General features: G+C 27.7%; 16 protein-coding genes. 7 read left to right on the top strand and 9 right to left on the bottom strand.

Annotation, left to right across the window (positions count from 1 at the left end):
* Positions 1-4 precede the first annotated feature (4 nt).
* Positions 5-496, top strand: a complete 492-nt coding sequence (locus ACKU3H_RS14080) for a hypothetical protein (protein WP_320034506.1) — start codon at positions 5-7, stop codon at positions 494-496.
* A gap of 3 nt (positions 497-499) precedes the next feature.
* On the opposite strand, the gene ACKU3H_RS14075 is transcribed toward ACKU3H_RS14080, so the two are convergent.
* From ACKU3H_RS14075 to ACKU3H_RS14065, 3 genes are read right to left on the bottom strand one after another with little or no spacing between them, the layout of a single operon-like run.
* Positions 500-862, bottom strand: coding sequence for a response regulator (locus ACKU3H_RS14075; RefSeq protein ID WP_320034505.1), 363 nt, complete (start codon positions 860-862; stop codon positions 500-502).
* A complete protein-coding gene (locus tag ACKU3H_RS14070; RefSeq protein ID WP_320034504.1) occupies positions 859-1,848 on the bottom strand; it encodes a HAMP domain-containing sensor histidine kinase in 990 nt (329 codons plus the stop codon). Before ACKU3H_RS14070 ends, ACKU3H_RS14075 begins: the two co-directional genes overlap by 4 nt.
* 53 nt (positions 1,849-1,901) lie before the next feature.
* Positions 1,902-4,160 (bottom strand): glutamine--tRNA ligase/YqeY domain fusion protein, encoded by a 2,259-nt coding sequence (locus tag ACKU3H_RS14065; protein WP_320034503.1) that lies wholly within the window; start codon positions 4,158-4,160, stop codon positions 1,902-1,904.
* Between the two features lie 444 nt (positions 4,161-4,604).
* On the opposite strand from ACKU3H_RS14065, the gene ACKU3H_RS14060 reads away from it, so the two are divergent.
* On the top strand, positions 4,605-4,865 hold the full coding sequence (locus ACKU3H_RS14060; RefSeq protein ID WP_320034502.1) for an iron oxidase oxidoreductase: 261 nt from the start codon (positions 4,605-4,607) through the stop codon (positions 4,863-4,865).
* A 46-nt stretch (positions 4,866-4,911) separates the two neighbouring features.
* Here the strand turns inward: ACKU3H_RS14060 and ACKU3H_RS14055 are convergent, their stop codons facing one another.
* A complete protein-coding gene (locus ACKU3H_RS14055) occupies positions 4,912-5,745 on the bottom strand; it encodes a hypothetical protein (RefSeq protein WP_320034501.1) in 834 nt (277 codons plus the stop codon).
* 116 nt (positions 5,746-5,861) lie between these two features.
* Between ACKU3H_RS14055 and ACKU3H_RS14050 the strand changes: the two genes are divergently transcribed.
* Entirely contained in the window at positions 5,862-6,482 is a 621-nt protein-coding gene (locus ACKU3H_RS14050) for a LysE family transporter (RefSeq protein ID WP_320034500.1), read from the top strand.
* 2 nt (positions 6,483-6,484) lie between these two features.
* On the opposite strand, the gene ACKU3H_RS14045 is transcribed toward ACKU3H_RS14050, so the two are convergent.
* The 5 genes from ACKU3H_RS14045 to ACKU3H_RS14025 form a co-directional block, all read right to left on the bottom strand.
* Positions 6,485-7,339: an HD domain-containing phosphohydrolase gene (locus ACKU3H_RS14045; RefSeq protein ID WP_320034499.1), complete on the bottom strand. Its 855-nt coding sequence runs from the start codon at positions 7,337-7,339 to the stop codon at positions 6,485-6,487.
* Positions 7,318-7,728 carry an HD domain-containing protein gene (locus ACKU3H_RS14040; RefSeq protein WP_320034498.1) on the bottom strand — a complete coding sequence of 137 codons (411 nt, stop codon included), beginning with the start codon at positions 7,726-7,728 and terminating at the stop codon, positions 7,318-7,320. Before ACKU3H_RS14040 ends, ACKU3H_RS14045 begins: the two co-directional genes overlap by 22 nt.
* 89 nt (positions 7,729-7,817) lie before the next feature.
* A complete protein-coding gene (trxA, locus tag ACKU3H_RS14035; protein ID WP_320034497.1) occupies positions 7,818-8,135 on the bottom strand; it encodes a thioredoxin in 318 nt (105 codons plus the stop codon).
* Between the two features lie 124 nt (positions 8,136-8,259).
* A complete protein-coding gene (locus ACKU3H_RS14030; RefSeq protein WP_320034496.1) occupies positions 8,260-8,856 on the bottom strand; it encodes a peroxiredoxin in 597 nt (198 codons plus the stop codon).
* Between the two features lie 138 nt (positions 8,857-8,994).
* Positions 8,995-9,435: a C-GCAxxG-C-C family protein gene (locus ACKU3H_RS14025; protein WP_320034495.1), complete on the bottom strand. Its 441-nt coding sequence runs from the start codon at positions 9,433-9,435 to the stop codon at positions 8,995-8,997.
* 172 nt (positions 9,436-9,607) lie between these two features.
* Between ACKU3H_RS14025 and ACKU3H_RS14020 the strand changes: the two genes are divergently transcribed.
* The 4 genes from ACKU3H_RS14020 to ACKU3H_RS14005 all read left to right on the top strand — a co-directional run bounded on the left by ACKU3H_RS14020 (position 9,608) and on the right by ACKU3H_RS14005 (position 12,320).
* Entirely contained in the window at positions 9,608-10,210 is a 603-nt protein-coding gene (locus ACKU3H_RS14020; protein ID WP_320034494.1) for a hypothetical protein, read from the top strand.
* A gap of 182 nt (positions 10,211-10,392) precedes the next feature.
* The gene (locus ACKU3H_RS14015) at positions 10,393-10,941 is read left to right on the top strand and encodes a CD3072 family TudS-related putative desulfidase (RefSeq protein ID WP_407933673.1); all 549 of its coding nucleotides are present in this window, start codon (positions 10,393-10,395) and stop codon (positions 10,939-10,941) included.
* Positions 10,941-11,666, top strand: a complete 726-nt coding sequence (locus tag ACKU3H_RS14010; protein ID WP_320034492.1) for an ABC transporter substrate-binding protein — start codon at positions 10,941-10,943, stop codon at positions 11,664-11,666. The genes ACKU3H_RS14015 and ACKU3H_RS14010 overlap by 1 nt, the downstream gene beginning before the upstream one ends.
* A complete protein-coding gene (locus ACKU3H_RS14005) occupies positions 11,667-12,320 on the top strand; it encodes an amino acid ABC transporter permease (protein WP_320034491.1) in 654 nt (217 codons plus the stop codon).
* Positions 12,321-12,330: the final 10 nt, after the last annotated feature.

Here is a 12,330-nt window from a genome sequence, read left to right as displayed (position 1 = left end):
GTAAATGGAAGAAAAAGAGTTTTTAAATGAAGTAGAGTTAAATCAATTAAAGAGTTTTGTTGAAGAGAATTTTAATTTAATATATAAGTTTATAAATAATGAGATATTAAAAGATGTTGGTGTTATGAATTACAATTATTATATTAAACTTATTGATGATATGTTTGTTAAACAAAATGATTTAAAAATAAGTAAAATAAATCTTGATTCAAATCTTTTTCCATATTATATTTTTACACAAATATTTGGAAAAGGTAAGATGGATTATACCTCTTTACGAACTGAAACTATTAATTTACAAAAATTGAATAAACAAATTTCAGTTTATTATAACTATGCTAGATTTTCTTTAAAAGATGATTTTTTGTATATAGACTTGATGCAAACAAAAATTGGTGGTATGCCAATTGATGAAGATATTGTTAAGGTTACAAAAAAAATTGAGATTAAATCTAAAGGCTTAGAAGAGTTTATAAATAAAAATAAAACAAACTAATTATTATATTAGTTTGTTAATAAGTTCAATTAACTCTTCTTCTTCAAAAGGTTTTTCTAAAGAGGCATTTGCCCCTATTAATTCTGCACTTGCTAAATAAGAAGTATCAAGTCTTCTACTTCCCCCTGACATGGCAATTATAGGAACGGTTTTATCAATAGCTCTTAAAGATGAGATTAATTCCAATCCTTCAATATCAGGCATTATTATATCTGTAACGATAATATCTGGTTTGAAAGTTTTATATACTTTTGTTGCATTTTTCCCTGAAGGAAGAGTTTCAACTTCAAAACCTTTTCTTTGTAAGTATCTATTTAATGCAAAAGAAACTAATTCGTCATCATCTATTAATAATACTTTTTTCATTTATACTCTTTTATACTTGGAATTATTAGTGTAAACTCTGTAAATTCATTTTCTTTTGAATCAACTGAGATTTTTCCACCTGCATTAGAAATTATACCAAAAGTTTCAGAAAGACCCAATCCTGTACCTTTACCTTGCTCTTTTGTTGTAAAAAATGGATCAAAAATAAGCTCTTTATTTTCTTTACTAATTCCTGAACCATTATCTCTTATTTTTATCTCTATAATATTATTCTCACCTAACTTTAAAGAGATATTAATAATCCCATTTTTTTTATTTTCTAAAGCATGAATTGCATTTGTGATGAGGTTAAAAATTATAACTTCTATATTAACTTTTGATATAGGAATAATCAAAGATGTTTTTTCTATTTGAGTTTCAAAAGATATTGAACTAGGGATAGTTGTTTTTATAAGATTTAAACAATTATTTATTGTCTCATCTATAAAACAGCTATTTACTAACTGATTATTATCTTTTCTTGTATAATTTAGAACTTGTTTAACAATATCTTTTAATCCATAACTTGCTTCAAGTATTTTTGATATATCTTCATAATTTGGGCTATTTTTTGGCGTGTCTTCTTTTATAATTTTACTTAAAGTTATAATTGGGACTAAGTGGTTATTTATTGAGTGTGATAATCCACCTAGCATACTTCCCATATATTGAAGTTTTTTATTTGCTTGTATTTTTTTTTGTTGTTCAATTTCTTTTTTAGTTAATATTAGTACTTTTTTCCCAAATCTAAAACTTAGAAAAAATAGACTTATAGAAAGGGAAATAAAAAGTGCGATAAAGGTTAAAATTATCTCATCTAATTCCCAATCTTCATGTTCTCTTGATACTTCATAAATCCTCTCAAATATATCAAAAGTTATAAATATTGAACTAGCAATTATAAAAAAAGATAAAAATATAATAGATGCAATAAGAATATCTTTTGTGCTAAAAGTACCTTTTGGAAGTTTTGGAGTCTCACTCATGAGTTATCCTTGAATAGTCTAGATTCTAAGACTAAAAAAGTCTTAGAATCTATTTAGTTAAGTTTTTTTGATACAAGTTCATTTACAACTTTTGGATTTGCTTTCCCTCCAGTTGCTTTTAAAACTTGTCCTATAAAAAATCCAAACAGTTTTTTGTTTCCAGCTTTATATTTTTCTACATTTTCTGGATTTTTTTCTATAATTTCATCAATAATTGGTAAAATAGTTTCTGGATCACTAATTTGAACCAAACCTTTATCCTCAACAATTTTTGATGGGTTTTCACCTGTTTTCGCCATCTCTTCAAATACCTGTTTAGCTATTTTACTTGAGATAAGTTCCTCATCAATCATTTTTACAAGTTGTGCAATATCTTTTGAAGTAAATTCTAATTCATTTTTTTCTTTTAACTCTTTAGCTACATCATTTGCAATAATATTTGCCAATGAAATAGGGCTGTTTAATTGAGATAAAGCTTCTTCATAAAAAGATGATAATTTTTCATCTCTTGCTAAAATATTTGATACTTCATTGTTTAGATTAAGTTCATTTGTATATCTATCAAAAAGCTCTTTTTGCTCTATAGTTAAAGGCTCTGCTTCCCCATGAACAATCTCTTTTTTCTCTTGTTTTACAGTAGTTTGTACTTTTGGCTTATCTTCAGTTTCTTTTGATTTTTTCGCCCAAGAATCTTTTAATCCAACGATTTTATTAAATACTGGTTTTTCATCACTATAATCTATAGGATCAGCATAAAAATATCCTTGTCTTTCAAATTGAAATCTTTCATCTGGTTTGTCAGTTATTACGGCTGGTTCAATCAATGCATCTTTTATAATATTTAAAGAGTTTGGATTTAAATCTTCAAGACCTTCAGGAGCTTCGTTTTTATATAATCTATCATAAAGTCTAACTTCAATTTTTTTAGCTTCTTTTGCACAAACCCATTGAATAGCACTTTTTACTTTGATTCCACTTTTGTCTTGACCACTTTTTGAGTCAGGATTATATATAGCTTTTATCTCTATGATTTTTCCAGTTTCATCTTTGATAATCTCTTTACAAGTGATAATATAAGCGTGTCTTAATCTAACTGCTTGGTCAATAGTTAATCTATTGTAACCTTTTACAGGATTTTCACTAAAGTCTTCTCTTTCTATATAAACTTCATTTGAAAAAGGTATTTTTCTTGAACCTTCTTTTGGTACATCGTGTGGATAATATGAAGCTTCAATCTCTTCACTTCCTTCATAATTTTCAATTGTAACTTTGATAGGGTCAAGTACACACATAACTCTTGGTGCTTTTTGGTTTAAATCATCTCTAATACAAAATTCAAGTTGAGAAACATCAACCATAGAGTTTGCTTTTGCAATACCTATTTGTTCACAAAAGTTTAAAATAGAGTCTTTTGTATATCCTCTTCTTTTTAGACCTGCTATTGTTGGCATTCTAGGGTCATCCCAACCATTTACATAGTTTCCATTTACAAGCTCTAAAAGTTTTCTTTTACTCATAACAGTATAATTGATACCAAGTCTTGCAAATTCGTGTTGGTATGGTCTTGGTGGAGTTAAGTTTAGTTCATCTAAAACCCAGTCATAAATATCTCTATTGTTTTCAAATTCAAGTGTACAAATAGAATGGGAAACCCCTTCGATATAATCAGATAAACAGTGAGCAAAATCATACATTGGGTAGATGCACCATTCATCTTTTGTTCTAAAATGATGCGCGTGTCTGATTCTATATAAAAGAGGGTCTCTCATTTTCATATTTGCTGCACTCATATCAATTCTTGCTCTTAATACATGCTCTCCATCTTTAAACTCACCCTTTCTCATTCTTTCAAAAAGGTCTAAATTTTCTTCTATTGTACGGTTTGCATATTCACTTCTTTTACCAGCTTCTGTTACAGTACCTCTAAACTCTTTCATTTGTTCTTCATTGATACTATCAACATATGCTTTACCCATTTTTATAAGTTCTACTGCATATTCATAAATTTTAGGAAAATAATCAGATGTATATTTAACTTCACCAACCCAACTATAACCTAGCCATTCAACTGCATCTTTTAAAGCTTCTACATATTTTGTATCTTCAGTTGTAGGGTTAGTATCGTCCATTCGAAGATTACAATAACCCTTGTAATCACGTGCTATACCAAAATTTATAAATATAGATTTTGCATGTCCTATATGTGGAAAGCCATTTGGCTCAGGAGGGAATCTTGTAACGATCTTTTCGTATTTATTAGATTTTAAATCCTCTTCAACTATTGTTCGTAAAAAATCTTTGTTTTCACTCATTCTTATTAAACCTTTTGATTTTAAAACTATTATAAGAGGTATATTTTATCTAAATAGAACTTATATATTAGGGTTTCTTAATAGAATAAATTTAACAATAGCTCATTATAATTTAATTAATAAAAGTAATTATAAATTTTTTTATACTTATTCATCCAAATGTAACATATACTATATATGTTTTATATCAAAATAGATACTCATCTTAAACTCTTTATTTAATAAAAGTTTACAAAAGAATTATAGTAGTAAAGTGCATTTAAATAGTATATTCTAATCTATTTCTTTTTAATGTTAGTATTTATTTGCTCAATAGATTATATTAAATACCTAAATACTTTATATAATTATTAATTAAGTGAGTTTTTGTAGGATTAGTTAGTAGAAAAGAATAGGTCTCAGTATAATCTGAAGAATCGATGTAACAATATAAAAGGAAATATAATGATACATGAATCTAAAGAGAATATAAATAGAAGGGATTTTTTTAAAAATCTAGCTTTTCTAAGTTTGGTTACTTTTTCGACGAAATCACTTTATGCAAAAGGTTCAAAAAAAAGATTTGAATACCAAGATACACCAAAAAATGGTAAAGCCTGTAAAGATTGTATCCATTTTGAGTCAGAAACTAATACCTGTAAAATAATTGAAGGTTCAATTAGTCCTCAAGGTTGGTGTAATCTTTATATGGAAAAACCTCAATAATATTTAAAAATAAGACATAGACTATTAAGTTAAAATAGTCTGTGTTTTATTTATTTGGACTAAATGGAATTATTGGTTCTACAACACTATATAAAAATCTGTTGTTATTAAAAACTGTTTTTGATATTATTCCTACAAGTTTTCCCTCTTGAAAAACTCCACCACCACTATTTGAAGGTATTGCTAAGCAGTTACTTCTTATCTCTTCTTTTTTCTTTAGGTCTGTTAAATCTAAACTTGTGTTTACTCCTGTTGGAATATTTTTTGCTTTGTAAAATTTGCAATTTTTCTCTTGCAATAATACATTGTAAAACATCCCTTCTTTTGACATGGAATAGTATTTAAATGTACCTTTTTTAGATGTGTCTAGTTTTTCAATTTTTAGTTTTGAAGTATTTTTTGTATCTATATAATTTAGGTCATAATGTATATTTTTGGATTTTTCTATTTTACAATGTTTTGCAGTATAAATTTTGTTGTTTGCATGGACACCATTGCAGCCATCAAATTTGATAAAATATTTATATTCTTGGTTTTTTATTGGATTTTGTGAATCTATATTTAGATATTTTGGAATTTGTTCAAGATTGTTTTTATTGTAGTTATAATCTGGTAATAGTTGATTTAGGTAATTATTAAGCATAGTTATATTTTCACTCATAGATTTTACGCTAAAATCAGGATTTGGATTTTGTATCAAAAAATCTTTAAATTTAATTATACAATTTCTTGTAGACTTTAAATATATGTACGATAATCTTGTATGATCATTAAATTGCTTTGCCCTTTCGTATTTTTCAACACATTCATTCCATGTAAAAGCGTAAACTTGAGTAATACTTGCAAATAAAATCAAGAATATTACAATTAACTTTTTCATAATATAGAATTTTACTATATTTTATAGATAAAGTAAAGTTTTTATTAGTGTAAAAAATAGACTACTTTCAAGTTTGTCATTAAAATTAATGTATAATCATTTTTTAAAGGAAAAAAATGGGTGATTATTCTTTTATACTTGCAATAGCAGTAGTTTTTATATTTGGGACAATTAGTCCAGGTCCAAGTTTTATACTTGTAGCAAAAACAGCAGTGTCCAAACCAATCTCTGAGGGAATAGGGGTTTCAATTGGATTGGGCTTAGGAGCTACTTTTTTTACTCTCTTAGCTATTTTGGGTTTATATACTTTATTTGAAATGGTTCCTTTTTTGTATGAAAGTTTTAAAATAATTGGTGCTTTATATTTAATCTATTTAGCTTATGTTATTTGGAAACATTCTGGTGAATCTTTAGATATGAATATGAAATTGGAAAAAAAGTCAAAAAGTTTTTTAAAAGCTATAGCCTTTGGATTTATAACACAAATGAGTAATCCTAAAACAGCAATTATTTTAGGTTCAATTTTTGCAGCACTTTTACCTCAAACTTTACCAGAATATGGTGCTTTGCTGTTATGTTTGACTGCTTTTATAATAGACACAACATGGTATTGTTTAGTAACAATATTATTATCAACAAAAAAATCTCAAAAGATTTATTTAAAATTTAAAAAATACATTGATAGAGTTGCTGGTACTTTACTAGGGGCTTTAGGAGTAAAATTAGCAATTGATTAAAATCAATTGCCTCCACATAATTTTGTTTTATTTTTAGCTTGACATTCAAGAACTAAAGTATTTATTTCATCTTTATGCTGTTTTATTATTTCAAACATCTCAGTAGAAATATTTTCAGAAAGTTTTTCCTCAATTATTTTAAAAGTTTCATCTATTGATAAACTATCTCTATAGGGTCTTTTTTCCATTAAAGCTGTAATAATATCTGAAAATGCAAGTATTCTAACTCCATCATCAAGTTCAGATAAATCTAAAGCATATGGATATCCTGATTTATTTCTTTTTTCATGGTGCCATTCTGCCCAGTGAATAATCTCTTCAAACCATTTTGATGAACTCAATTCACTTAAAATTTGCCCCGTAAAATAAGGATGAAGTTTTACTAGATTAAACTCTTCAGGGCTTAAGTAGCCTTTTTTTTCTATTAATCCAGGATCAATTCCTATTTTACCAATATCATGTAAATATCCTGCAACCATCAATTTTTTGCATCTTTCTTCTGAAAAATTGAAATATTTTCCTAAAAGTGCAGCAAGATGAGCCACAGTAGTAGAGTGTGTAGCTGTAAATTTACTTCTATAATCAATAATATGTGAAATTGTAAGTGCAAAATTTAAAACATTGTCTATAGTTAGTTCAAAATCCATTGAAAAATTTAGTTTTTTAAATAGTTGTTCTATTTTCATGTTTGGAATCTCTATCCAAAATATATCTGCTTTTGAAACTTTTTCAAAGGCTTCAAAAACTTTGGGATGAAATAGGGTACCCACTTTTTTTCTAATTGTTTCTGTAACTTTTTCTTTTTGATTTAAGATAAATTCATCAGGAGAGATTATTACATCAATTCTATCTGCCAAATGTATAATATGACTTGCGAAAAATATTTTTCATCAGTCATATTTAAAGAATCTTCATATTTTATATGATGATGTTTTATTATTTGTGCAATATTATTAAAAGCTTCAAAAGAGGATAACATACAGTGTCCAACTATACAATGTGGTTCTGGATTAACAACATCTTCTTGGACTAACATATCTCTTTCTCGAACAGATAATGCACCAATATCATGTAATGAAGCTGCAATAACTAATTCTAAAATCTCTTCCTCTTTTAGATTTAATTCTTTTGCTAAGTTATATGAGATTACTGCAACTTTTCTATGGTGGGATTTTAGTAAATAATTAAAACTATCAATAGCTTTAATCATAGGTATAGCTAATTCTTTTAGTGTAAGTTTTTCCATAATTCAAGCAATCCTTTGAATAATTTTAGAAATTACTAAAATATTATTTATATTTCATTATATCATATTGCTCGAATTATGTTAAGTTTTTATAAAAGAGAGTTTAATTTATCTTCTAAAGCTGCTTTATTTGTAGCTCCTATAAGTTGATCAACAATCTCTCCATCTTTGAAAAATAAAATTGTTGGAATTGATCTTATTCCATATTTTACTGTTAAGTCTTGTTCCTCTTCAGTATTTACTTTACATATTTTTGCTTTACCTTCAAACTCTTCGGCTAATTGTTCAATTACCGGAGCAATCATTCTACAAGGTCCGCACCAAGGTGCCCAAAAGTCAACTAATGCAACACCTTCTTTTACTGTTTCTTCTATAGTATCTTGTGTTAATTCAATATATTTTGACATAATCTTTCCTTTTAAAATATCCCTTTTAAAAGGGACTTATTCTTTTGTCTTCTTTTTAGTGGTGGATATAAAATCCACCAAAAAAAGAAAATTCTAAAGCGAACAACTAGTTGTTCTTTCTATTTTATAGTTTGTCAGAGTTTTTACTTAAGTATTCAGCTACACCTTCAGTAGTATCTTTCATACCCTCATCACCTTTGTTCCATCCTGCAGGACAAACTTCACCATGTTCATTTGTAAATATCATAGTATCTACCATTCTAACCATCTCATCGATATTTCTTCCTAGTGGTAAGTCATTGATAACTGCGTGTCTTACTGTTCCATCTTTATCTATTAAGAAAGAACCTCTAAGTGCTACAGACTCACCAAATAATACGTCATAATCTTTTGCAATTTGTTTTGTGATATCTGCTACCATTGGGAATTTAACTCTACCAATTCCACCTTTTTCAACAGCAGTTTCTCTCCACGCAAAGTGAGAAAACTCTGAGTCAATTGAACAACCAATTACTTGAATACCTCTTGCTTCAAACTCTTCAACTCTTTTTGAAAAAGCAATAATCTCTGATGGACAAACAAAAGTAAAATCTAATGGCCAGAAAAATAAAACTGCACCTTTCTCACCGATATTATTGTATAAATTAAAATCCTCTACGATTTGACCATCTGCTAATACAGCTGTAGCTGTAAAATCTGGAGCTTTTTTAGTTACTAACATTTTTTTTCCTTTAATAATTTTTATATATGTGAAAGTATACATGAATAAAATTAAATTAATATTAATAAAATTTACTAAAGGATAAAAATTATCCTTTATATATTCTTACCCATAATTTTATATTATGGCTTTTAGTTGTTAATACATTATTTGTTTTTTAAACTCTCTATTGATAAATTCTTTTGTAAATCTTATTGCTTCAACAGTAAAATCTTCACAAAGATGAGGAGGGTTCTCTTCTTTAAATCCTTCTGGTCTTAGCTCTTTGCATAATAAACTTGTATATCTAGTCTCAAACTCTTTAGCAAATTTATTACATAGTTTAATAACATCAGTCTTTTCTAGCTTTTGCATATCTCCATAAATACCAATAAACATTAATGTTCCTTCAACTAAACCGCATTGAGCTCCATACTCTCCTGCACCATGCATAGCTGTTGCTGCATTAATTACTTGAGAATCTATTTTTATATTGAAAATTTCTGCTAGTGTTTTAATCATTGTTGTTGCACAGTTTATGTCATCTTCCCAATAATAGTCTTTTACTTTGTTTTTAATAAAACTGTTTTGTTCAGTCATTGTGGGTCCTTATTTAATCACTATGAGTTATATATAAAGGTAAGTGAGGTTTTTATTTTACCCCTTTTGAAATTGATTTTTACTTATAATTACTTAATATAAAAAATAATTTATATGCTTTATATGGAATAATAATTGCATTGGAACTTGCCATTGATTTTAAAGGTGTGAGATGATTTTAGATATGAATATTAAACTTAATGGTATCGATGAGGATTTTTTAGAAGAGTTAGATGAGTTAATAGAGGATACTAGAGTTGAGTATTTTATTATAAATCCAAAAACAAAAGATGAATTGGAAAAAACTTTAGAGTTGTGTTCTGATATTCAAAGATTTAAATACACTTTACCAATTGAGTTTAAAGAGAATAAAGATGAAAATTGTATTGCTTTTAAAATATCAAAAGTAGATGAACTTGATTTAGTAGAAAATATGCCAATAGTAATAGACTCAATTAGTTTAGATGATAGTTTTATTGATATTATTAACCAAAAAGGGTTTAACGGTGTAGTTATAGATGCAAAAGAGAGTGATAATAGATTAGAAAAGTTTGCATATTCTATTTCCCATAATTCTTTAAAACAATGGAGTAAAAAAGGTATTACGGATACAGATTTTAATAAACTTGCCCTTCAAAGTGATTATCCTGTGTTTAATTATGATGAGCTTTTAGATGGTCTTTTAAAAGATATCTCTGATTTAACATTTAGGGCAGAACAGTCAATCGCATCAGGTGGAACCAGAACTGTATTGAAAACTTTTGGACTTCTATAATCTATTAACAAATAAATAAGAGTATAAAATAGTAAATAATTTTTTACTATTTTATACGAAATTAAGAAGAAAATAACTAGAATTTTACATTCTAAAATTAAGCAAGTTCCAAGGTTTGGAACGACAATTAAGCTTTTCTTGTCAACAACTGCTTTTTAGGAAAACTATTATTTGAGGTTTTCATGAATCGAAGCAAAAAAATTATACTTTTAAGTCATTGTATACTTAATTCTAATGCAAAAGTTTATTCCTTAGCAAACTATAAAGGGTGTTTGGCTGAACTTATTAATCCTTTATGTGACAAAGGTTACGGAATTTTGCAATTACCTTGTCCAGAGATGTTAACTTGTGGAGTTAACAGATGGGGAATGGTTAAAGAACAATATGAAACACCAATATATAAACAACAATTCAAAAAAATGCTACTTCCAATAGTAAATCAAGTGATTGATTATAAAAATAATGGATATGAAGTTAATGCTTGCATAGGTATTGATGGAAGTCCAAACTGTGGTATTAATAAAACATGCCGAGCCCAATGGAAAGGGGAGATTGATAAATCATTTGATTTAGAAAAGAATCTTGACTCTTTAAAAACGGTTGATGAAGCAGGAGTTTATATGGAAGTACTTTTTGAGTTGCTTGAAGAAAATGGTGTAAGTTTAACTTTTTATGCTTTAGATGAACAAAACCCAACTGCATCGGTGCAGAACATATTAAAGGAGATTTGATGAAGAAATTTTTCGCAGGGTTATTGTTGACATTTGGACTTTTTGCAAATGCACAACAAGATGTTATTACAGTTGGTTTATGTGCAGCATATCCACCATTTGAGTCAAGAGATGAAAAGAGTGGAAATATTGTTGGTTTTGATATTGATTTAGCAAATGAGATTGGTAAAATCATTGGTAAGAAAGTTGAAATCAAAGATGCAGAATGGCAAGCATTATTAGGTGGACTTAAAAACGATAACTACGATATGATAGTTAGTGCAATGAGTAAACAAGAAGCTGGTGAAAACAATGTAAATCTATCAGATACTTACTACTTACTAAATGATGTTTTAGTTGTAAAAAAAGATAATGATAAAATTGCTTCACAAAAAGATTTAGCAGAAAAAACTGTTGGGGTTCAACTTGGAAGTGGAAGTGAACAAGTTGTTGATAAGCTATCAGGACTTGGAAAAGTTGCAAGATATAACTATAATCCAGAAGCATTTTTAGACTTAAAACATGAAAGAATTGATGCAGTAGTTGTTGGTTATGCATATGCTTTAAATCAAAAAGATTTTAATACTGAGTATAAAATCGTTGATAAACTAGCACCTGCTGAGTTAGTTGTTGTTATGAAAAAAGGGAAAGATGAGTTAACAAAACAAGTTAACGAAGCTTTAAAAACTTTAAAAGATAACGGAACTTACGACAAACTAATCAACAAATGGCTGGCAGTAAAATAAGTGAATTTTAACGCTGTATTTGATAACTTGGGGTTTCTTTTAGAAGCCTCATGGCTTACTATTTATTTATCTTTTGTATCTTTTGTTATTGCACTATTTATTGGTGTAATAATAGGTACACTAAGAAGTTTGAAAATAAACTATTTTTTCAAACTTCTAATTAGTTCATATATAGAGATTTTTAGAGGAACACCTTTACTTATACAACTATTTTTTATCTATTATGGTTTACCACAAATTGGTATAACTATGTCAAGCCATCAAGCTGCTATTATAGGTTTGTCTTTAAATTTTGGCGCATATATGGCTGAGATAGTAAGAGCTGGAATTCAAGCAATACCAAAAGGTCAATATGAAGCAGCAGATTCACTTGGACTTAGCAAAATACAGATGTTTATACACATAATCTACCCACAAGCATTTAAAATAGTTTTACCACCACTTACAAACACTTATGCTTCTATACTAAAAGACAGTTCTTTAGTTTCTGTTTTATCAATTACTGAACTCACAAGAGCAGGGCAACTTATATATGTGCGAACTTATGAGCCTTTTGAGATATATTTAACCCTTGGAGTTTTTTATTTTGTTATGACTTATACTATTGCAGTTTTCTCAAAATATTTAGAGAAGAAAGTTAGTAGACAACAATAAAATTAATTTT

The sequence above is a fragment of the Halarcobacter sp. genome, from assembly GCF_963675975.1.
Classification (GTDB): Bacteria; Campylobacterota; Campylobacteria; order Campylobacterales; family Arcobacteraceae; genus Halarcobacter.
This window is presented reverse-complemented; position numbering and strand designations above follow the sequence as displayed.